General features: G+C 45.3%; 16 protein-coding genes and 1 pseudogene. 11 read left to right on the top strand and 6 right to left on the bottom strand.

Features of this window, described 5'->3' with window-relative positions:
• Positions 1-73: 73 nt before the first annotated feature.
• Positions 74-401, top strand: a pseudogene (locus QUB11_RS22675) (transposase); the annotation flags it as partial.
• 258 nt (positions 402-659) lie between these two features.
• Here the strand turns inward: QUB11_RS22675 and QUB11_RS22680 are convergent.
• Positions 660-803 carry a hypothetical protein gene (locus QUB11_RS22680; protein ID WP_333207286.1) on the bottom strand — a complete coding sequence of 48 codons (144 nt, stop codon included), beginning with the start codon at positions 801-803 and terminating at the stop codon, positions 660-662.
• A 1389-nt stretch (positions 804-2192) separates the two neighbouring features.
• Positions 2193-3422 (bottom strand): ferrochelatase, encoded by a 1230-nt coding sequence (locus QUB11_RS22685; protein WP_333207285.1) that lies wholly within the window; start codon positions 3420-3422, stop codon positions 2193-2195.
• Between the two features lie 479 nt (positions 3423-3901).
• Here QUB11_RS22685 and QUB11_RS22690 point away from each other — a divergent pair, with 479 nt between their 5' ends.
• Complete coding sequence (locus QUB11_RS22690; protein WP_333207284.1) at positions 3902-4486, top strand: hypothetical protein; 585 nt, start codon at positions 3902-3904, stop codon at positions 4484-4486.
• Positions 4479-5204, top strand: a complete 726-nt coding sequence (locus tag QUB11_RS22695; RefSeq protein WP_333207283.1) for a DUF3120 domain-containing protein — start codon at positions 4479-4481, stop codon at positions 5202-5204. Before QUB11_RS22690 ends, QUB11_RS22695 begins: the two co-directional genes overlap by 8 nt.
• 124 nt (positions 5205-5328) lie before the next feature.
• On the opposite strand, the gene QUB11_RS22700 is transcribed toward QUB11_RS22695, so the two are convergent.
• Positions 5329-5799, bottom strand: a complete 471-nt coding sequence (locus QUB11_RS22700; RefSeq protein WP_333207282.1) for a clan AA aspartic protease — start codon at positions 5797-5799, stop codon at positions 5329-5331.
• 227 nt (positions 5800-6026) lie between these two features.
• Between QUB11_RS22700 and QUB11_RS22705 the strand changes: the two genes are divergently transcribed.
• Positions 6027-6875 (top strand): alpha/beta hydrolase, encoded by an 849-nt coding sequence (locus QUB11_RS22705; protein WP_333207281.1) that lies wholly within the window; start codon positions 6027-6029, stop codon positions 6873-6875.
• Positions 6876-6983: 108 nt separating this feature from the next.
• Positions 6984-8156 (top strand): pentapeptide repeat-containing protein, encoded by a 1173-nt coding sequence (locus QUB11_RS22710; RefSeq protein ID WP_333207280.1) that lies wholly within the window; start codon positions 6984-6986, stop codon positions 8154-8156.
• Positions 8157-8489: 333 nt separating this feature from the next.
• Here the strand turns inward: QUB11_RS22710 and QUB11_RS22715 are convergent, their stop codons facing one another.
• The 3 genes from QUB11_RS22715 to ggt form a co-directional block, all read right to left on the bottom strand.
• Positions 8490-8681: a hypothetical protein gene (locus QUB11_RS22715; protein ID WP_333207279.1), complete on the bottom strand. Its 192-nt coding sequence runs from the start codon at positions 8679-8681 to the stop codon at positions 8490-8492.
• Between the two features lie 74 nt (positions 8682-8755).
• Complete coding sequence (locus tag QUB11_RS22720) at positions 8756-9637, bottom strand: choice-of-anchor L family PEP-CTERM protein (RefSeq protein WP_333207278.1); 882 nt, start codon at positions 9635-9637, stop codon at positions 8756-8758.
• A 526-nt stretch (positions 9638-10163) separates the two neighbouring features.
• Positions 10164-11891 carry a gamma-glutamyltransferase gene (gene ggt / locus QUB11_RS22725; protein WP_333391778.1) on the bottom strand — a complete coding sequence of 576 codons (1728 nt, stop codon included), beginning with the start codon at positions 11889-11891 and terminating at the stop codon, positions 10164-10166.
• A gap of 998 nt (positions 11892-12889) precedes the next feature.
• Between ggt and QUB11_RS22730 the strand changes: the two genes are divergently transcribed.
• From QUB11_RS22730 to QUB11_RS22755, 6 genes are all read left to right on the top strand, one after another.
• On the top strand, positions 12890-13921 hold the full coding sequence (locus tag QUB11_RS22730) for a glycosyltransferase family 2 protein (protein WP_333391780.1): 1032 nt from the start codon (positions 12890-12892) through the stop codon (positions 13919-13921).
• A gap of 517 nt (positions 13922-14438) precedes the next feature.
• Positions 14439-15215 carry a DUF1350 family protein gene (locus QUB11_RS22735; RefSeq protein ID WP_333391782.1) on the top strand — a complete coding sequence of 259 codons (777 nt, stop codon included), beginning with the start codon at positions 14439-14441 and terminating at the stop codon, positions 15213-15215.
• Between the two features lie 379 nt (positions 15216-15594).
• Positions 15595-16782: a sigma-70 family RNA polymerase sigma factor gene (locus QUB11_RS22740; RefSeq protein WP_333391784.1), complete on the top strand. Its 1188-nt coding sequence runs from the start codon at positions 15595-15597 to the stop codon at positions 16780-16782.
• A gap of 406 nt (positions 16783-17188) precedes the next feature.
• A complete protein-coding gene (locus QUB11_RS22745; RefSeq protein ID WP_333207231.1) occupies positions 17189-17608 on the top strand; it encodes a hypothetical protein in 420 nt (139 codons plus the stop codon).
• 185 nt (positions 17609-17793) lie between these two features.
• On the top strand, positions 17794-20067 hold the full coding sequence (locus QUB11_RS22750) for a DUF4347 domain-containing protein (RefSeq protein ID WP_333391786.1): 2274 nt from the start codon (positions 17794-17796) through the stop codon (positions 20065-20067).
• Between the two features lie 389 nt (positions 20068-20456).
• A complete protein-coding gene (locus QUB11_RS22755) occupies positions 20457-23165 on the top strand; it encodes a hypothetical protein (RefSeq protein ID WP_333391788.1) in 2709 nt (902 codons plus the stop codon).
• Positions 23166-23357: the final 192 nt, after the last annotated feature.

Below are 23357 nucleotides of genomic sequence, written 5' to 3' on the forward strand. Positions count from 1 at the left end.
GAATTTAACAGGCTTCTCAATTCACATATCATTTTCAGTCTTTTTTGTCAAGTCATAATACTGAACCGACGCCCTAGGAAGACCGCCAGCAAATGTGAGTAAATCAAAAAAGAGGCAAGCGTTGGAAGATGAGAGGATTAGAAATGCAATTGAGGGCAAGTTCGGACAGGGGAAAGGAAGATTCGGTCTGAATTTGGTCATGGCAAAACTTGACAATACCTCGCTCTCCAGCCATTGCGATAACTTTTTTAGTAATCAACCTTTCTACCTCGTGGCGCCTGGTTTTTTGTGTGTTTTTATGCCGTTCCGGGAAAACAATCCCTGTTTTTGGGATTAACATAATCGCCGCTTATATTTCAGTCAAATTGAGGCAGGAAAAACTCATCTTTAACTCGCCTTGAATAGATCGATGGCTCCTGTTATTGGGAAAGCGATCGATTATTCAGCAAACCCTAAGTAAGCGCGCTAAGTTTCAGAAAATGCGTAAAAAATGGCAGGGCTTCCTTCATAAGGCTTACAGGGCCGTTAAAAAACTGTCCGAAGTATTGTAAGATTTAAAGATTTTTAATAGCCCCATCTCCTGGGAGGGTGATAAAGATGCCTAAGAACTAGATATCATCAAGGTTGCAGCCCGTATACGCTGTTGGTAAAAGCGACGTTTATTTCGAGTTAACTTCATTAACTCGCTTGACTTCTAGTGAATACCGAGCGAGATAATTGACCCACTGTTCTCCATTTTGCGCCAACACCAAATGTACTTTGTCTGCGGTATTTTTGGCTACTTTGTTTATGGCGAGATACATATTTTTGCACTTATTTTTTCTGAATTTCAGTTCCTTGGAATATAGCGCTCGCTGTCAACGTTTGCCATTAAAAAAATTATTTTAATGAGTCTGCCTCCCGGGAGACAACTCCCTTCTAGATTATAGCCTCCTGTCTTACAATCAAGGTAACTTTGTTCTATTCCCATCAGTTTTTTATAAGCTGCGATAGCCACTGGCAAAGAACCTCAATCAGTTATAATCAACCAGGCGTCTTTAACTTTCAATCCTTGATAGTTTCGTTTCCATTTACAAGCGATATCAAACCCTACTACCTGTCTGGTTTTTCTCACCCTCATCAGAATGAAAGTATCAAGATGTGCCTGGTACTATTGCTAATTAATCTAAGCGTTGCCAGATTAAGTTTTCTGTTGACCGACTATAGCAATCCTCGCATCAGTTTCAATAACTGGTTAACTTCCAGGCTCTTCCTGGGAACCGATGTCACTCTTGCTCTGCCTCGGCGGAGACTATGGAGGCTCTTCCTCCGGATATGCGTTACCAGGAAGAGCCTGGTAACGAGTATAATCATTTAGGATTGGTATAGGATTTTTTTTCAGCCTCAAGCAAAAAGACACACCCATTGTCTTAAGCCAGCTTCCCCAGTCTCCTGAACAAAATTCACGGTAGCCCAAAACAAGCACTTTATATTCTTTAAGTAATGGTAGGACTTGTTGTAGAGCGAGGGTTCGTTCTGATAAATTACTGTTTCCCAATTTAGGTAACAAACACTCTTTTCAATGGGAGGGCAAGAGATTGATACACCCCCATTGACGTAGGAGCGATCGCAATTGATAAAGTTTGTCCGACAGAGCAATAAGTTGTTAACCAATAAGCGATCAAAGTGAACCAAAGAGCGTGCAATCGTTAATTGAGGTATGTTCAGAAATCTTTGCAGTTTACGGCGCCGACTTGGGCGTGGTAATTGGATGAGGAAATACCCGTGCCAGCCTCTCTAATCTCACTTGTTTTTCTGACTGTATCACATTCAATAAGATTGTCAGCAGCATAAACTGGGCGTGGGTCAGTTGTTTCTGTAAATGGGTCTGATAGAATGTGGGTAACATTTTTTTTGGTAGGCTAGCCTGTAACAATTTGGCTGCCTATCTTTTTTTAGCACAAGTGGGTTAAATTTTTATTCAGTCTGGGTTTCAGGCGGGGTTGTCACCCCGCCTGCTGCCATTGTTAAGTTTTACAGTACCATAAATAAGCAAAAAAATCGCCCCTTCTCTAAAAAAAGCAAAGGACGATCAACTTTTTACCTAAATTAATCTGAACTTACCCACTCCGACAAAGAAACCGGGTTTTTTATTTAATCTGCAGGCTGCAACGAAGTATTGTCGTCAAAAAACCAGGTTTCTGGGCTCCCAATTAATGAGAATGCCCGTGCCCGCCATGAGAATGGCCGTGCCCGCCATGAGAATGCCCGTTATCACCATGAGAATGGCCGTGCCCGCCATGAGAATGCCCGTGCCCTTCATGAGAATGCGCGTGCTCGCGGTGCGCCGAAACCAAACTCGGATTAACAGCAACCGCAGTTTCACTCAACAACGCTTCAATCTGCGGATTTGCCCACTCTGCCGCCATTTTCAGAAACTCTGGATGGTCGTTAACGCAAGGCAATTTGCGGTAAGTAACTCCTTGACGCTGTTTCTGCAAAGACTCAATAATGTGGTCTACATCTAACAAAGTTTCGTGATTTTCTGTCGCAAATCCGATCGGCATAAAGACGATCGCAGTTGCACCCAAATCGATCAAATTCTTCGCAGCCAACGTCGCATCCGGCTGCGTCCATTCAATCAGCGGTGTGTCGTGATTCAGCCAACCCACCGAAATCAAAGGATAGCGATACATCAAACGTTCCCGCACGCGATCGTACAAAGCTTGACTTTCCACAATTCCCGAAGTAAAGCCCTTCGCCTTGTGCGGACAACCGTGATTCATCAGCACAATCCCAATCTGAGAAGGCAAATGCGCTACAGCTAAATCGTTCTTAATTTCCTCTTCAACCAAATCCGCCATTAGCTGGATGTAAGCAGGTTCATCGTAAAAAGAAGGAATGTAGCGCTGTCCTTTTACCCAATGTTCCTTACCATCAAAGGTTTGTGCTAAAGCTTTATTCACCTGTTCGACTGCAATGCCGCTGGTGAAAACAGAATCAACTACCAACAGCGGATAAATCAGAATTTTGTCAAATCCTTCTGCTTGAATTTGAGGGATTACTTGTTCCGGCAAAAACGGCGCGCAAAAGTTAAAAGCTTTGAACACTTTTACTTTATCGCCCCATTTTTCCTGTAAATTCTTTTCTATCCCGGCGCGCTGCTGTTCAAAAATTGCATTGTGCGGCGAAACGAATTTACCGTGTTGGTGACTCCACTCGTGCAAGTCAAAGATTGCTAAAATCTTCGCCAGCGGCGGATAAATCCACAGCGGTACTGGCGCAAACTTTGCCGTAAGCAAATTTAAAGCTTGTTCGTTGTAGTTGGCAAAATCGTCGTAGCTTTCGACTTCGCCATAACCCATCAGCAATACAGCAACGCGATCGTTACTTGCGGGTGCTGCAGATGTTTTGAACTCGATTTTTTCTGGAGAAGCAACCACTTTGTATTCCTCAATTTTATTTATTCTAAGAGATCCAGGCAGGATGAAGGGGGAATCGGAGATTTTTCATTGTGTGCGATCGCACGACGGTTGCGTGCTGGGCTGATTCCCGGTTTCTGCGCCCCTACTTCCCGGTCAAACCTCTTCTTTATCCTAGAAACCGGATTGATGAGCATCAGTCCTAAGTCGGTTTTTTGACCCTGACCCGAAATTCGTAGGGTGGCTAGAACTAGAATCAGACTTTAGCTAAGCCTGACAGGGAATGGGGCCAGGGGGGATAAGTTTCATGTTTTCTTAAGACTCTCTCACCTTGCCTCTGATTCCGGCGATTTGGAGGGTTCCCAGCTTTTAAGTTAGGGGGATACTCTTCAAACTTCAGTCTATTATAAGTTTAACACCCTATCCCCTGGGGTAGTATATGATATAGTAGGTATATGATAAAGTTATGTTGCGAACTATATTAACTTTCTTGACGAACTATGAGACTGGTAATTTGCCCCGGAGTCCACGAACCAAAGCTAACCGACTGTTTCCTGGCGGGACTTTCGGGGCTTTGGGGACTGGCAGCCGATCGCCAAAACCAGCAAATAGTCGATCGTGTCAAGATTTTTCCCGCTCATAAATATCCGCCTTTTTCTGCTCTTGACATATTGCACTTTTTGTGCAGCGAAGAGTTAGCAGGAGAAAGTCTAGTATTTGTCAGCTTTTCGGCAGGAGTAGCCGGGGCGATCGGGGCGGCTCTTCTGTGGCAGCAACTCGGCGGCAAAGTCGGGGCATTTTTTGCCTTAGACGGTTGGGGAGTACCCCTGGGGGGCAATTTTCCCATCCACCGCATCAGCCACGATCGCTTTACGCACTGGAGTTCAGCAATTCTCGGTGGCGGTGGAGAAAGCTTTTATGCAGATCCCGCGATCGAACATTTGGATTTATGGCGAGCTCCCCAAACGGCAAAAGGCTGGCACGTCAGCCAAACCGCCGCCGGCATTGAGACTGTCGCACCCACAACCGCAGCCAAATTTTTAGTCCACCTATTGAAACAATACGGAGTCCAATCAGTTGTTTAATCTAAATTTAGTATCCTCAGCGATCGCACCTATTGCCACCATCGCCCGCCTCGACAATTCTCTCACTTCAGCCACAACAAACACCATCAAACAGTGGTTGATATTTAGCGCCTCAGCATTTTTAGTCTCAATTCCAGTCTTCGTGCAAGCACCGTTAGTGCGTTTATATCCAACCATCAGTTTGCTATCAACTATCCCCTGGTTCGTACTTAGTTTAATCCTAATTTTCCGCCCCAAAACACAACTTTGGGGAGATTTATTATTAGGATTTGCCGGATGTTGGTTGGCAGGTTCTATTTATTGGGGCTGGTTTAGATGGGAACCAATTTTACATCTACCTATAGAATCAATTGGCTTGCCTTTTGCTATTTGGTGCTTGGGCAAATCTTGGGGAAAAGTGGGCAGCTATTTTTACTTGGGTTCGCTATTTGGCACTGCCATTACCGATTTATATTTTTACTTAACTGGGTTGATGCCCTACTGGCGGCAAGTTATGCACGCGGAACCGGAATTAGCTATGCCGATTTTTCAAAGTGCGATCGGTCAAATTGAAACTCCTTGGGGCATAGGCTGTGCTTTAGTTTTAATCGCTGTGTTGCTAACAGTCGGTTTGCTGAGTTTGCGCGATCGAGAACTGCACTGGCGCGCTTTCAGTGGCGCGGTGTTAAGCACGCTTTTGGTAGATGGTTTATTTTGGCTAGCTGCTTCTGCTGCTTAAGATTTATGATTAGTTTTTATGTTGGTAATTTTTGACTGCAGATGTGGGCGGGTTGACGCAGATTAACGCAGATTTTTTTGAGATTACCGACTTTTTTAAGAAGTTGGTAATCTGGGTATTTTTTTTAGCATCCGCCTGTTAACTTGATATAAGTTACAGGATAGTTAGGATTAGTGGGATTCCCGATTAACCGCTGATTCCTACAATCGACAAGCAAATCTAACTTCTCCAAAACCACCTGACCAATCAACACCTCATCACCTGTCACCAGAGCATCCTCGGTAGTCCTACGCCCCTCAATTTCAATTAATATAGCCTCCGTTACTCCTACGGTTTCATGACGATCATCAGCATACTTAACAAGCTGCTGTCCTATAATTCGTAAACCTAGCTGCTGTACCATCTCTGCTGAAATTACTAGGTAAACCGATCCTGTATCTACGAGAGCTTTTGTTTCACACTCACGCAACAGCCGAGGCGCGAGCAACCCCCGACTAATTAGAGCTTCATCTATGGCATTGGTCAGCTTTACCTGAGTCTTAACTGCCCCCATGTTCTTAATTCCATCCAATTCTAATTTATTTAATTCTTTCATATTAAATTTGCTTGTAATCTTTTGCTGCTTACATTATACGAGTTTTGCTAACTGATATCGTTTCCGGTAGCATCGGAATGATTTAACCGCAGAGGGCGCAGAGAACGCAGAGGGAGAGAATACAGAGATGAATACAGGACGATGCAACCGGATTTGATATGAGACGCGATCGCCCCTCCTTCCTATATGATTTAAAATTATCACTCAAAACTCAAAACTACTTAATCATGGCTTTCATTTCAATTCGCGGTGTAGAACATTATTACGAGTGGATAACGGCAGATAACAGTACCCAACCCAGCGGCAAACCAGTGATGGTATTCCTGCACGGCTGGGCGGGTTCAGCGCGCTACTGGGAAAGCACGGCACGGGCTATTGCTGATGATTTTGATTGTTTGCTCTACGATATGAGAGGTTTTGGTCGATCGCCCTTGCCAAAAGAGCCTCCTGAGTCCAGCTACGAACTCGAAACCTACGCCCATGACTTAGCGCAATTATTAGAATCTCTGAATTTAAGCCGCGTCTTTCTCAATGCTCACTCCACAGGTGCATCAATTGCTACTTTATTTCTCAACCTTTACCCCGAAAAAGTAGAAAAAGCAATTCTCACTTGCAGCGGGATTTTTGAATACGATGAGAAATCCTTTACAACTTTTCACAAATTCGGTGGCTATGTGGTAAAATTTAGACCCTCTTGGTTGGCATCCATCCCGTTTGCCGATCGGCTATTTATGGCCCGGTTTTTGCGCCGTTCCCTGCCCACAGAGGTCAGTCTGGCGTTTCTCAAGGATTTTTTAATGGCAGACGAGCAAGCTGCTATAGGTACAATGGTGACGGCAGTCAGTAAAAGAGCAGCCGAGGAAATGCCCCAAGAATTTGCGCGGCTGAGTGTTCCCACACTGCTTATTGCCGGAGAATTTGACCAAATTATCCCCGCCGTCATGGGAGAGCAAGCAGCCTCCCTCAGCAAAAAAGTAGAATTTGTTATAATTCCGAATACGGCTCACTTTCCGATGCTGGAGGATGCCGCAACATACTTGCAGCGAATTCGAGACTTTTTGCCAGCAGCGGCTTAGCTGAGTTATTGTTCATCTAATGTACGATCGGACACGCAAGCTTTGAGAACGGCTTTTGCTCCGATCTTAATTTTTAATTTCTAATTTCTTAAAGCGAAAGGTGGTACAATGAACGACCTCGACCAATACTATAAAGTGCTGGGACTGTTGCCGGGAGCTTCCAGAGAAGAAATTAGCCAAGCCTACAAGGATTTAGCGTTCATTTGGCACCCCGATCGCATCCCCAAAGACAATCCCAGACTACTACAGAAAGCTGAAGAAAAGATTAAGGAAATTAATCAAGCTCGCGAACAATTGCGATCGATTCAACCAAGAGGTCAGAATCAGAACGTTCAGCACAAACATACTCAGCACAAACACACCCAGCAACAAAACACCCAGCACAAACACACCCAGCAACAAAACACCCAGCAACAAAACGCTCAGTACAGAAACACTCAGCAACAAAACACCCAGCAACAAAACGCTCAGTACAGAAACACTCAGCAACAAAATACTCAGCAACAAAACGCTCAGTACAGAAATACTCAGCAACAAAATACTCAGCAACAAAACGCTCAGTACAGAAATACTCAGCAACAAAATACTCAGCAACAAAATACTCAGTACCAAAACGCTCAGCAACCCAATACTCAGTACCAAAACACTCAGTACCAAAACGCTCAGCAACAAAACGCTCAGTACCAAAACGCTCAGTACAGAAATACTCAGTATCCAAACACCCAGCACCAAAACACCCAGCCACCACCGGCCAACCCAAAAGAACCGCGGTACTCTTCTGAACCCTCTTCAGGAAAATATCCTGGAAATTATGCGGGAAACTATGGGGGAAACCCTGCAGGGCCCTATTCAGAGGCCTCCCGCTACCAATCGCAGCCGCCGCCATCTCAGTCTTACCGCCAAGCTGGGCCCCAAGCTCCCGATTTGAGCGGTTCCAACTTCCAAGGAGCTTCCTTAAAAGAAAAGGATTTTTCAGGGAGAAACTTGAGCAATGCAAACCTGAGTGAAGCCGACTTAAGTGATGCTTTTCTACACAACGTCAATCTCACAGGCGCGAATTTGCACCAAGCTAACTTGTTCCGGGCTAATTTGTTAGGAGCTTGTTTGATCAATGCCAACTTGAGAGAAACCAACTTAATCGGAGCCGATTTGAGCGGTGCTGACTTGAGCGGTGCTGACTTAACAGGAGCGAAAATCGGTTACGGCGATCGAGTTATGGTCAAACTTACCCGGACTACATTAACAGGTACAATCTTACCCGATGGTACTGTTCATAGCTAAATTATTTAGTTTTTAGTCAGTGGTTGTAGACGCGGGTTTTACCCGCAATATTTGCTGCAACTCCAAACACAAAAAAATCCGCCCTTTGCGAATTTGGGATAAAAACTTATATTCTGTCCGCTAGAACAACCGCAAGAAAATTGGTTCGTAGTGAGGGCATTCGTCGTCAGAATTGTATGAGGACTTGCATTCCTCGCTGCGTAACCATAATGCTTAAATTACTTGACATGATCTTACGCGATCGCGATCGCACAAACCAAGTTTTTTTACCCGGTTCAAGAACTGCAACGAGGTCTTTTCGTTCATCAAACCCCCTTTCAATCTCCAACACGGCTAATCGAGATTCATATTACAGCAACCGCCAAAATGGTTCCTGTTCTGTTTTTTCCTTCTGCCTTCTTCCTTCTGCCTTCTTCCTTCTGCCTTCTTCCCTTCTGCCTTCTGCCTTCTTCCTTCTTCCTTCTCCCTTGTTCCTTCTCCCTTGTTCCTTCTCCCTTGTTCCTTCTCCCTTATTCCGACTTGCATCGGACTGACATCCGTTACATCCGTTATATCCGTTACATCCGTTACATAATCCGTTGCCGAACTTCCTTCCGTTATTAATTACTTCCGCCACGGCGATTGCGTAACTTTCGTCCAGCAGCCAGCATAGTGCCTCCCGCCATCAAACCCCCCACAGTCATCGGTTCGGGAACCGGCTCAGGTTGAACCGTCCCCACAGAACCGCCTTTAATAAATACAGCAGAATCTAAATAGCCATCGCCCACATCTTTAATGCGGATGCTGAGAACATTCGTCTGATTTTGCTTGAGCAAACCCTCAAAACCTAAAACTTTAGTAAAACCGTCCAGCTTAACGATGTTAGCAGCAATACCTGTGAAACTTGGGTTGTCAATATAGTCGGGGTGATCGGTAGAGCGATTATATGGATCGGGAACAAGATTATTAATCGTAACTGTTTTTCCGTCGCTCAATTTTGCCAAATTAATGCCGTTCAGCAGCAGTTCAAAATCGTCATTATATTCTTCATAAGCGCCGAACTCAGGAAACTCCTCAGAAGCAAATACATATTCAAAGAACAACTTTTGAACCGTGCTATCAGCAAAAAAGCTGAGGTTTAGCTGAGTCACATCCCCCTGTTCACCCTTAGCACCAAAGTCCGTGCTTAAATCGCTGTCCTGTGTCGTGAAGTTATCTTTCCGATTCTGACCCGCTATATCGGCGACTCTACCAGTGCTCAGAACAACACCTGATGTCAAACCGAAGGGGTCATTAGTGAAAGTACCAAAAGCAGCCGAATTACCCCTAATTGAAACAGAGAAATTACTCAACCCGGCTGTATTAGCCCCCAATAAATTATTTTTTAAAGTCTCAGTGTTATTAGTTGCCCCTACCGAAAATGCCATTGCTGGCGCTGCCAACAAACTCAGAGCAGTAGTTAATGTAGCTGTTAAGGCAGCAATTTTGTGAGTAATTATCATAAATTTTTCCTGGAAGATACAAACCTGATTCTCTGCACAACTTAATTTTTACATTATATAAGTATTAATGTCTAGTGCCTTTACAATAACTTTACACATAAGTGTATATACGCTTTCTGTGGTTATTCTTTTTGGTAGTTCTTGGCAATTAGTCAGCTTATAAACCTCAGCGCAAAAATACGGATGCAAAAATACACGTACACAGACTAATAATTTCATGACTTACGCACGGTAAACCCAAAAAACCCGGTTTTGATACCGTTGGCGCTCTTCAAAATGACTAATGACTAATGACTAATAGCTAATGAGTCATGAGTCATGACTAATAGCTAATGACTCCTGACTCATGAAAGATGACCTCGCCCAAAAAAACTATACAAACCCCAGATTCCTGTCGTAGAGATATCAAAATTTTTGACCCTAGTTCAACCTCGCAGATTCATCTGTGGAGTAAATCTAAAATCGTTGAGTCGCCGAAGTCTCGCCGCCGTCTAAAATCTAAAATCTCTAATCGACTGACTGTTAACTAAAACCCCCTTGCTTCTCCTTCCCCGCGCCGATCGGCAGCCCCTTCCAACCAACCGTCTGCAGTCAGGACGATCGCATTGGCATTGCCCCAGCCGTCACGTTCGAAAATCAGGTGTCCCCGCCGCCGCAACTCCGAAAGCGTCGCAGCCTCAAAACCTCCCCGTTCCACCATCAGGCCATCGGGCAGCCACTGATGGTGAATCCTCGGTGCAGACACAGCCTCGCCGACATTCATGTCGTAAACCAACACGTTCAGCACAATTTGCAACACCGTAGTAATAATCGTGCTGCCTCCGGGAGCCCCCGCAGCGAGGCGAAATTTACCATTTTCGGTCACGATGACTGGCGTCATGCTCGATAAAGGAGTTTTCCCCGGGGCGATCGAATTTGCCTCCCCGCCCACCAAACCAAACAAGTTCGGCACTCCCGGCGCCGCTGCAAAATCATCCATCTCGTTGTTGAGCAAAATTCCCGTACCCGCAGCCACGACTCCAGCCCCAAAACCGCCATTCACCGTAAACGTCAAAGATACCACATTGCGCTCTTTGTCAACTACCGTTAGGTGGGTAGTTTCGGGAGACTCCCACAGGAGACGGTTCAAAGTTTCAGCCTCAACAGCCTTTACCTCGCTGGAGGGTCTGGCTTTTGACATTTGGATTTGCGATCGTCTCAATTTGGCATAATTGCTGCTAGTCAGAGCTTTGACCGGTACACTCACAAAATCCGGGTCGCCCAAATACTCAGCCCGATCGGCATAAGCAATCCTCATGCTCTCCGCGAGCAAGTGCAAAGTATCTGGACTTTGCCTCCCCAACCTCTTGAGATCCGTATCTCCCAGAATATTTAAGATTTGCAACAAATGAACGCCGCCGGAAGAAGGAGGCGACATCGCGCAAATTTCATAAGTGCGAAAGTTGCCGCAAACCGGATTCCGCCAAATCGGCGTATAGTTTTTCAAATCTTCGAGAGTGATAATCCCGCCATTTTTAGCCATATCGGCGGCGATCGCCCGCGCAATGTCCCCGGTATAAAAACTCTGCGGATTTTGTGCAATCTGCCGCAAAGTCCGCGCCAAATCCCGCTGCACCAAAATCTCACCCGGCTGGTATAAAATGCCACCACGAGTAAAAACCTCCCGCGCCGCCGGGTTTTTTTTGAGCACATCCTGTCGTCGCCCGGTAGCCGTGGTAAACCGCGAACTTACCGGAAAGCCTTTTTCAGCCAGGGCGATCGCCGGAGCCACCACCTGTGCCCAAGGTAACTTACCGTACTCGCGGTGCACCGTATAAAGTCCAGCAACAGTGCCCGGAATACCCGCCGCCAAATGCCCGTCCAGACTTGCCCTTTGGCGCACCTTGCCTTGCTTGTCGAGGTACATATCCCGCGTCGCCCGTTTCGGAGCTCGTTCCCGGAAATCCAGCGCTTGCACAGTCCCCGTTTGGGCCCGCTGCAACAGTAAAAAACCCCCGCCGCCGATACCCGCCGAAAAAGGCTCCACCACCGAAATCGCCAAAGCCGTAGCAGCCGCCGCATCCACTGCATTGCCTCCCTGTTGCAGCAGGGCCAGCCCCGCAGCGCTCGCCAGAGGGTGAGCTGAAACTGCCATCCCCTGTTTGCTGCGCTGTTGCTGCAAGTTTGGCTGTAGCTGCTGCTGGCAGCCACCCAAGACCAAGATTGTTAGGAAAGAAGTATAAATTCGCACTTTACTCAAGAAATTTGGCAACATTTTTTACGGGTGAGGCGAGGATTTTTTACAGTATAATTTTACGATCGTCTTCGCTAAGACCTAACGGTACTGAGTTCAACCGCAGATACATTACCTGTTATGACAGACGGGAAAACGATTTGACCCTAGGAGGATCTCGCGGTACAAGAGGAAGAGAGAAATGAGGGACAGCTTAGGGCAACTTCATAATTAAACAAGTTTTAAAAAGCATTTTTGTTGAGAAAATACAGATTTCAAAAGAGCTGAGGAACATACAAAAACGCCGTTGCTGATTTACGATAGAAAAAACTAAAGATGCCAATCATATAAACCAGGATTTACAAAGCTTCTGAATTTTCAAATTATTTTTGTTTCATAGCCTGATTGAGCAACAGCAAAATCATCAGTATTTTAGGTGATGGCTATGGTAATGCAACATATAGCAGATTAAGCATAGCCGTTTTGGCGCATTTGTTCGACTGGTTAGTTAATCCATACAACAGGATTTACCCAATCTGGCTCTCAAGTTTGATTAAATAATTATAATGAGGTTTGTAGTGAGGAATCACAGTCCTCACTCGCCCGCCGCTGGCCCATCACAAACAATTATGCTCACCGATTAACCGGAATCGCTCTGAGTCAGAAACCCTGTTTTTTAGTAGCTATAGAGTTTTCAAACCAATAATTTTGGCTGAGACCTGGTTTTTCTGGGTAAGTCCTATTAAAGCAAAAAGATGCGATCGAATTTAGGACAACTCCAGTCCCCAGAAAAATCCCTCAATCCCTCGCACCCGTCGCCTTTGTGTCAGAAAAATTGACCGCCAAATAATAGTCTACACTCCGGCTGCTAAGGGCTCTTCCCTCCTTATGGTAGATAACACTGATGTCGGTAAACCTGTTATATTGGCAGTACCTAGGCCCGTTTCCTGACTACAGGTACTTGCACGTAAATGAGTCAGAGTGTCTGCTTCGAGACTATACTTCGGCGAACCACTACCAAACCACACGTAATTCAAGTTATGAACAGCCAAAAAGTCAGCGTAATCATTCCTGCATTCAATGCTGCCGACACTCTGGCCGAGACAGTTGCCTCCGTACTCAATGGTACCCACAAGAATCTAGAAATTTTAATTGTTGATGACTGCTCTACAGACGCTACTGACAAAGTTGCTGCTAAGCTGGTCGAGCAAGATTCGAGAATTCAATACTTCAGAAATCCCCAAAATTACGGGGTTTCTAAGGCGAGAAATTTAATGATATATCAGGCAACGGGCGAGTATGTAGCGTTTATCGACAGCGACGATACCTGGGAACCCAATAAGTTAGAAGTTTGTTTGAAGATGCTCGCAGACAATCCCGAAGTCAAAGCTGTGGCTCACGCTTTGCGGTATTTAGACAAGCGCGGCAACAAGTTGAGTTATATTCCCACCTATCCTACAACTAAAGCAGAAATGCAGGCGATTAAGGAGACAGGCGAAAGTCCTTGGGTTTTCCCGTCTTCTGTTGTAGTCGATCGTTCTATTCTACTCCAAGAAGGCGGCTTTGCAGAAGATTGGCAGGTAGGAGAAGATACAGAATTATTTACCAAACTTGCTCAAAAGTACGGCTTGCTAGCGGCCACCGAACCTTTGGGAAATTATCGAATTAGAGGGAACTCTCTCACAGATAAGCACTGGCTGAAGAAGCGCATTGCTTCTGATTGTGTCAAGGAAAACCAATTGCGGCGCTTGCGGGGAGAAAAAGAGTTATCACTCCAGGAGTACGAAGAGTTATGTTTTAAGAATTTGCCGCTTTTGCAAAGGCTTAACAAATTTCGAGAAGTTTTGGCACTGCACTACATGAGAAAGCTGGGACAAAGTTGGTTAAATCGGGAGGTTTTGCCGACTATTATTTACGGCCTCGCTACCACCGTACTCAATCCGCAAGCTACTGTCAACAAGTGGAAATGGATGAAGACTCACGAAAAGTTGAGTCATCAAACCGCAGAAGGTATCAGTCATTCGCCAGAATTAAACCCCCAGCGATCGCCTGAAATCGGGGGGCTGTCCTAAAGAATATTGTATTTGTATTATGACTTACGCATGGGGGCCGAGAAACCGGTTTTTTTACCGAATCGGCTGGCTCGAACGAAGTATTTTTCGTAAAAAACCCGGTTTCTGAGCGTCGGAGTGCGATCGCGAACGGAAAAATCCTTGACAATGGCGATCGGAGGTCAGCCTTGAGTTACTCGCCCGACACCTTCAACCCTATAAAGCCTGCCAATAGCAGCGATCGCCCGCCGTGCTATTTGCGACCAAAACAGTTACAATAAATAAGCTGTAAGTAAAAAGCAAAGTTTTTTGAATGAAAAAATGGGTTATATCAAGTCCGAGCGATCGCTTATATTTATTTGCGAGTGCGAGCTTCTAGCTCGCGAGCGAGACGCTCGCACTCAAATGATAACTGATTAACCGGACATGATATTAAAAACCATTTTTTAGGCAGAAAATAAAAGCAAAAATTTATAAAACATTCTTCCTTCTACCTTCAGAGGACGATCGCCTTTTTATTTATTATTAGATTGAATTTATGGACTGGCAAGAAATTTCGGGCAACTGGGTATTAATTCCTTCAAGACCGATCGCGATCGTACATTTTCTCGGCGGTGCATTTGTGGCGACAGCACCGCAACTCACCTATCGCTGGCTGTTAGAAGCTTTGGGGAATCAAGGATATGTTGTAGTCGCAACGCCGTTTGTCAATACTTTGGATCATATTGCGATCGCCCGCGATGTCCTCAACAAATTTGAAAATGCCCTCGATCGCCTGCGCGCCACTAAATTGCTCAAATCTTCCTATCTCCCCATTTACGGCATGGGACACAGCATGGGATGCAAACTGCACTTGCTAATCGGTTCTGTGTTCGACGTAGAAAGGGCAGGCAATATTCTGATTTCTTTCAACAATTATGCGGCATCCGAAGCAATCCCGATCGTCGAGCAAATTTCCCCCGTCTTTAACGTAGAGTTTACCCCTTCCCCGCAAGAGACTAATCGCCTCGTCCAAGATAGCTATCAAATTCGGCGCAATCTTTTAGTTAAATTTAACGGCGACAACATCGACCAAACCCTGCTTTTGACCAAATTACTAAAAGCACGATTTCCCGACATGATTACAGTTCAGACTCTAGCCGGCAACCATCAAACACCCTTGGGTCAAGATGTTAGCTGGCCTGTGGGTCAAATTTTTACACCATTCGATGCGATCGGGCAGTGGGTCAAACAAGAAGTGTATCGAGAATTAAATGAATTAAAACGGACAATTCTGCTGTGGCTTAATCCTCTGTCCAAGGATTTTAAATCTTAAAGTTCAGATTTTAGCTTGGTGACATTAAATTGAAAAATTACGCATAAACTCTATCTGTAGGGTGCTTATGGCGCACACACTACTTAGGAAGTACGCATAAACTCTATCTGTAGGGTGCTTATGGCGCACCTTACACTACCAATAGTGTTAAAAAGCCGTTTGCGTAACTCCTAAAACTGCCAAGGGATGTCTCAGCTATGCACTCATAGCCGCGATGATCCTACTTTTCCGACTTTTCCGACTTAAAAGATCCGACTTTTCCGACTGACATGAGCCTGAGTGGTGAGTCAACATGGTGATAGGTGCATCTGAGGCTAGGTAAATTACGGCCTAAATTAATCGCCAGTTGTTTGTCCACTTAGAGTTTCGGCACCCACAGATGTTAATTTCTAGTTCTGCATCAGTCCCTTCCTCATGCACTCCAGATATAGATTCAGCTTTTTGGAAATTATGGCAGGATAATCAAGATTACCTTTACCGTTGCTGTCGCAAGTGGATGGGCAACCCAACCGATGCGGAAGATGCCCTCAGTCGCGCGATGCTGAAAGCTTGGGAGAAAGCAAGAGATGGTACGGATGATATCAAAAACTTTAAGGCTTGGTTAACCAAACTGACTTATAACCTGTGCGCCGATATCCATCGAGAGCGCAACAGGGGTGCAGTAGGAGTTGAAAGTTTGGACACCATTGCTATAGGAAACGAAACCGAATTAATTAGCCCAGAAGAAACACCTGTTCGCGCAGCTATGCGGGGAGAAGTCGAATTATTTTTTCGCGCCGCAATAGATGAGTTGCCAGATAGATTGCGCGAGACTTTTATTCTCCATTTTGAATCAGGGCTGTCTTATCCAGATATTGCAGAACAGCTTGCTATATCCTACGATAACGTCCGCAAGCGCATTTCCCAGGCGCGGGCAATTTTGCGTCAGCGGTTCAGTGAAAATTTCGGGGAAGAGGGGACTGACTCTGATTTGTCTAATCCTAAGTCCAGGGTTTCTCCTCAGTCTGCTAAAGGGAAAAAGTCTCTGAATATTGTTGAAAAAAAAACGGTAACAGAGGAGATTGAAGAAAGAGAAATCGTTGCAGGTGGGGAAATTCAAGAATCGGTTTTAGTGAATGCTAAATCTGATGGGGAGATAAAAGAAAGAGAAATTGTTGCGGGTGAGGAAAAGCAAGAAGCGGCGGTGTGTGTTTTGCATCTAGGCGCGAAGGATGATTCACCCCTACGGATATTGGCTAATAGTCTGGGGAATGACAGCGAAAAAGCGATCGCGCCTAACGCCTACAGCGGATTGCTTTCTGAGTCTTGGGAAAGCCAAAAAGCTCTTGGTGTGGAGGCATCATTAATGCAGCCCGCACAGGGCTGTTGTACCATCAGCGACTGCAATCGGCTGTATTCCCAGTTTCTCAACAGAGAAAACCCATATTTGACCGATGTTCGATCGCCAGAAATGCGATCGCCCCAGGGTGCAGGAGGCATATCGCGCAACGGTGCGTCTGCTGTATCGCTTTTTCCACTGTACAGGAGGATGTGGGCAGACAGTGGCGGCTGGCTTTCTTCCATCTGAAAAATAGGCAGGCAGAAAATCGCTTTAAATCAGTAGTGCGTAGGTTGGGCCCGTGGAACGAACCCTCCGTTTCACTCCGCCCAACATTTTCCTTAACCCAAGCGTATTGGGCATTAATGCTGCCGCGAGCTGCAATCCCCTATATTCCCGCTTTCTCTATGACTCGCGCTGGGCGCGATATGGCGCTAGGCCGAATTTGGCATGGAAAAATTCGGCATCCCGTTTCCTCAATCTAGATTTTCAGGAAGAGATGGACTGCGTAGCAAGAATTTGTCAAATCCTCCCTCAAACCCCGTCACCCCCAAAAGTTAGAGATGTCATCTATCTAAAGACTGAATTATTCACAAATCGCCTTCGGGAAACGTCTAACTAATAGAACACAAAAAACCAACCCTGGAGTTGAAAAATGATGATTCGTCGTATTGCTTTCGTTAGTGGTCTCGTTATTCTCAATGCTTTTGGTTTCGCTACCGTAGCCCGTGCCGGTGAAGGTGGTATAGCAGGTTCTGCGGCTTTCACCGTTGGCGCGAACTCATTGGTTACAGGTGTGGCTGTCTCGGCGGCGGTCGGTAAAGAAAACGCTTCTGCTGCTGCTTTCAACTATGCTAGTGGTGTTGCGGGTGGTCTACAGAACTCAGCTTGGGCTCTGGGTAGTGCAGGGATACAGGGTTTTTCGACTGTCGGCAATTCGACTGGTTTCGACGTTACGCCCGTTGCTGACGCCGACAAAGCTAACGAACAAAAAAATACCTTTAGTGCTGGAACTGTCACCGTGCAGCTTGGTACCGTTACTGGCAATGCTGTTGTTAATTCTCCCAAGCTCTAGAACTGTTGAGAGTTGTTAGCTAGCAAGCTGACCCAGAAATTCTATCAATTTTCTCCCCTCTCAAATCTGATATGAGGATCTCAGCGACTCTCGCCACAGGAAGTCAGGAAAGATCCTCATTAAGAGAGGTTTTTTGTCCGCAATACCTTCTGATAAATAACAAGGACATTCCCCAGATGAAACCCATGCTAAATACTTCAAAAACTATCAATCCAGCCACCACAATTGTTTTTATCGATGCCGGAGTAGAAAACGCCGAGCTACTCATTGAGGGGGTTCTTCCCACTACTGAAGTCTTTGTCCTAGATGGGACGGCCGATGGCATCGAACAAATTAGCCTGGTTTTACAACACCGTCAGAATATCGATGCAGTTCATATTATTTCTCACGGTTCCCCAGGTTGCTTGTATCTGGGCAATAGCCAACTGAGTTTAGATACCCTCAACGGCTACGCGACTCAACTGCAACAGTGGGATGTTGCCAACATCCTCCTCTATGGTTGTAATGTGGCAGCAGGGGATGCAGGAGCGGAATTTATTACTAAGTTACACACTCTGACGGGGGCAGAAATTGGCGCTTCTAAGACTCTGACAGGGAGTGCTGCGAAGGGTGGAAACTGGGAGTTAGAGGTAACGACAAATAAAGCAGTTGCTACCTTAGCCTTTAAAGCAGCAGCACTAGAGAACTATCCGGGAATTTTGGTATCCTTTATTCCAGGAGAACCCTTTGGAGATCGGTCTAATGGTGTAAGTTTAGGGGATTTAAATGGAGATGGACACCTAGATGCGGTTACTGTTGTAGAACAACATGATGAATTAGATCCTGTTCTTGGTGGTTACAACGGGAACCAAGTTTGGTTAGGAAAGGGTGATGGTACTTTCTCCCCAGGAAATCGATTTGGAGCGGGGTCTTTAGGTGTAAGTTTAGGGAATTTAAATGGAGATCAACTCCTCGATGCTGTTACTGTTGGTTACAACGGGAATCAAGTTTGGTTAGGACAAGGTGATGGTACTTTCTCCCCAGGAAATTCCTTGGGATATGGGTCTAATGGTGTAAGTTTAGGGGATGTCAATGGAGATCAAAAACTAGATGCTGTTACTGTTGGGAGAAACGGGAATCAAGTTTGGTTTGGAGATGGTTTTGGGGGTTTCTCCCAACAACAATCCTTTGGACAAATCATCGATTTAGATGGATCTGTATATAAATCTGAGTCTAATGGTGTAAGTTTAGGGGATGTAAATGGAGATAAACTCCTCGATGCTGTTACTGTTGGTTGGGAGGGGAATCAAGTTTGGTTAGGAAAAGGTGATGGTACTTTCTCCCCAGGAAATCGATTTGGAGCGGGGTCTTTAGGTGTAAGTTTAGGGGATGTAAATGGAGATAAACTCCTAGATGCTGTTACTGTTGGTTACAAGGGGGATCAAGTTTGGTTAGGAAATGGTGATGGTACTTTCTCCCCAGAAAATCCCTTGGGCTCGTGGTCTAATGGTGTAAGTTTAGGGGATTTAAATGGAGATCAAAAGCTAGATGCTGTTACTGTTGGTGGTTGGGAGGGAAATCAAGTTTGGTTAAATGTTCCTTCTAATAGCGCTCCTACCGATATCAGTCTCGACAAGACCAGCATCCCTGAAAACGTACCCGCTAACACCTTGGTTGGAACCTTCAGCACCACCGACCCCGATGAGGGCGATGAATTTTTTACTTACGCCTTGGTAGAAGGCTCCGAGGATAACAATGCCTTTATCATTGACGGCGCCCAACTGAAAATCAAGGATTCCCCCGACTATGAAACCAAGTCAACTTACAACATCCGTGTTCGCACTACCGATGCTGGAGAGCTGAGTTACGAAAAGGACTTGGTGGTTAAGATTAATGATATCGATGAGACGATCAGCAAGACGATCTCCGGTTCACCCAATAACGACATTCTGCGCGGTACTGCGGCTGGTGACAAAATCGACGGTTTAGCAGGTAGCGATGTCCTCTACGGTAACGCCGGAAACGATACCATCAATGGTGGTGACGGCAACGATATTGCCTACGGTGGCAATGATAACGATGTGCTGTTGGGGGGTAATGGCAGCGATCGCCTTTATGGAGATGCGGGTAATGACGAACTCCTCGGTGGTGACGGTGATGACATCCTCTATGGGGGTGATGGAAATGATATCCTCAATGGCGGTGCAGGGAGCGATCGGCTTTATGGTAATGCAGGGATTGATACCTTTGTTCTGGCATCGGGAATGGGTCAGGATCTGATCTATGGCTTCCAAGATAATCTAGACATAATCCGATTAGATGGAGGTTTAGCTTTCGGCGATTTACAGATTGCCCAAAGTGGTAGTTCCACCTTAATTAAAGTTTCATCAACCGGAGAAACCCTCGCTTCTTTAGTTAACACAAATTCCGCCTTGATTGGAGCGGAGGATTTTACCATAAATTCCCCCTTGATGGGCTGATTTTCGCGCTCTCGCGCCTGTCTAATTGTCTCAATTCTGAAATGATAAGGTGCGTTAACTTCCGTTAGCGCACCCTTTATTCTGATTTTATAATTATTAAACATTCAAAATATTCATTTCAATAAATATTTTTTTATTGCATCTATAGCGAGCCTAAATAAATTGTGTAATTTTTGTATGGCAAACCCCCCGTGGTTGCCCCGATCGGTGGGGGGTAGGCACGGGGAGTAGGGGTAGCACTACCCTACATATTTGTACCAATGATTGAGAGCCGCTATATATAACAACAATATTAAATCCAGAAATTTAATTGTTATTAAATCATCAGGATATCCGAATTGAATCACTGTATTAACTAATATATTTAATCCCTACTTACCGCGCTTTTAATGATGATTAACCTCCTCAAATTTATCGCTAACCCTACGGCGCTCCTTTCAAGAGCATACAATGCTAGTATTGTCGTCGGTTTGGCTTTCCTGAGCATCGCTTACTCAACCCCAGCCATAGCAGAAACTCGCTCCAATTTACTCGACACATCGAATCAACTGGATTCCTCTGCTGCGAGTGTTTCCGACCTTCCAGAAACGAGCCCTTTATCAGAAACACCCAACTGGTTTACTTCTGCTACAAAATTGGAACCCTCATCCCAAAATTTAGCCTCTGAACCTCAACCCACAGAACCCCAGTCAACTAATAATCCTACCGGATTAGCCCAACCTTCTGCGCCATCTACTGACCCCGATTACATTATTCCACCTCGAAGCGCTCCAAGCGTTTCCGACCTTCCAGAAACCACCTCTTTATCAGAAACACCCAACAGGTCTACTTCTGCTACAAACCTAGAACCCTCATCCCAAAATTTAGCCTCTGAACCTCAACCCACAGAACCCCAATCAACTAATAATCCTAACGGATTGTCCCAACCTTCTGCGCCATCTACTGACCCCGATTACATTATTCCACCTCGAAGCGCTCCAAGCGTTTCCGACCTTCCACAAGCCACCCCTTTATCAGAAACACCAAACTGGTCTACTTCTGCTACAAACCTAGAACCCTCATCCCAAAATTTAGCCCCTGAACCTGAACCCACCAAACCCCCATCAACTAATAATCCTAACGGATTACCCCAACCTTCTGCGCCATCTACTGACCCCGATTACATTATTCCACCTCGAATCGCGCCCGACGAAAAACTTAGCCCCTTCACGACTACTTTACCTCTCAATGACATTCCCATCAGCCATCTAACTGAATGGGAGTTTAGTGGTTTCCATACTTTTGCTGACACCACAGACAGCGATATTTTTTTAAATGGCACTCTCAAACTTAACAGTCGAGTCAGTGAAAGCTTAAGCCGAAATAATATTTATAGAGTAGACCAAAAAGGCACTTATTTTCAACTGCGGACTGTTCCCCTAGAACGAACAATTACAACCACAACTACCGCACCCCAAACCATGACGGGGTTAGAAATTCAAATGAGTTTAACGGGGGCTTGTATTTTTCCCAATACTCCCAGTGACCAACAATGTACTTATACCCCAGGTTTAGTTATCGATCGCAATAGTATAGATCCCGAGTTTTTCGTACCTACCCGCGTCTTTCAAACGTCTCAGGTTGGGGAGGTTCTCAAACCAGAAACTTTGGCTTTTATGCAGCTTCCAGGCTTTCAAGGGGGAACCAGCAGTCAACCGATTGGTGTCGATTTTTATTTTCCCAATTCGGGTGCTTATCCGGGAAACAGCCAATCCCAAAAAACAAAAGTTGAGAGAAAAGAAGAAGTTGACTATACGATTGCAGGTACTGTTTCGCGAGTTCGTCAAGTTGTTAAAGCCAATGATCGAGAAGCCGTTTTAGGACGGACTATTCGAGGCTTTACTCTCTTTGTTGATGATGAAAATCGCTGGCTAAATACGGCAATTCAAGCGGGCGCGCAAATTTTACCCGATGTCATTCCTGACCTACAAGGCAGTAAAAATCCCGTTAATACTAATATCAACCGCAACTTATTTTTAGCGGCTAATAATACTCGTTTACCCAGCAGTAGTTTTACGATCTATTCCGCTGGACTCGGACGGGCCGAAAGTTTAACGCCTAATGTCACCAGCTTAAGTCAAGTTCCTAGAGCGAATTATAACAGCCTTTGGCTCGGTCTTTCTCCCGTGATCGATCGCAATATTGAAGATGGTCGAACCTTTTATGATCCAACAGGGCCACAAGTCACCCTTGTCGGTGCTGGTGCAGAAGGTGGAGCAAATAGCAATGTACAGTTATTCTCTGCGGTTAACCAAAATCAGTATTCTACGGCCAATTTGCAGAATTTTTATGCCCAAGTTTATTTGAGCTTTTTACAGCAAGATGTCAACTTTGTGAGAGAAAGTATCTATGGGGAAAAAACCTCTTACTATCCTCATCTCAGCTTTACCGGAAACTGGACGGGAGGCGAAGATATCCTGCGATACTATACGGGTGTGATTGCTTCAGAAAAGCCCAAACTCTACCTCGGTGCTGATTACACGAGAAATACGCTAAACAATTGGAGTTTTCGCGGCGGTGCGATTGGTTATCTCAACCCCGATCGCGATTATTACAGCCAACTTTGGGGGAGTGTCGCCAAAACCTTTCCCTTCAGTAGGCAGGCCAATTTAACCTTATCAACTGGCTTTAATTATGCTCTCGATCGAGAAACAAGAATTGGTGATGTACTTAGTATTTCACCAGCTAGTGAAGTTGCCGTTAGCGCTCGCGTAAATTGGGGAATTTTTTCTCTGGGTTTGACTAACTATTTTGGTGATATCCTACCCAATTCCTACGACGATCGCTTACTCGCTGAGTTAACCATCCGTCCTCTAAGCACTCTAACTCTGTCTGGTTATATCGCCCCCATCGATAAAAACTCCACTCGCTCTCTCTACGGTGCGAGTGTAAGTTGGCAACTGGAAAATAACTACAACAGTCCTACCCTATCCCTGAATTGGCAAAATAAGCAATATGATTATGGTGATGATGTTTTGGGGAATCGTTTATTATTGAATGATAATGTTTTTACGATCCTTTTTCGGATTGGTTCTCCAGCTAATCCGCTCTCTCGTTAATCTTACCCAGAGTAGGAGCAAACTAATTTGCTCAAATAAAAAATCAGACTTCTGCCTCATCCCCTCCTGTGAACCGTTTGAGAAAATCTAAGGAATGAGAATTAAATAACTTCCACTCTTGAAAGTGGGATGGGCGTCCCGCCCCGGCAAAAAATACGGGCGGGCCGCCCCACCCCCAAAAACAAAGAAAAT

The sequence above is a fragment of the Microcoleus sp. B6-A1 genome (assembly GCF_036705085.1).
In the GTDB taxonomy this organism is placed as follows: domain Bacteria; phylum Cyanobacteriota; class Cyanobacteriia; order Cyanobacteriales; family Microcoleaceae; genus Microcoleus.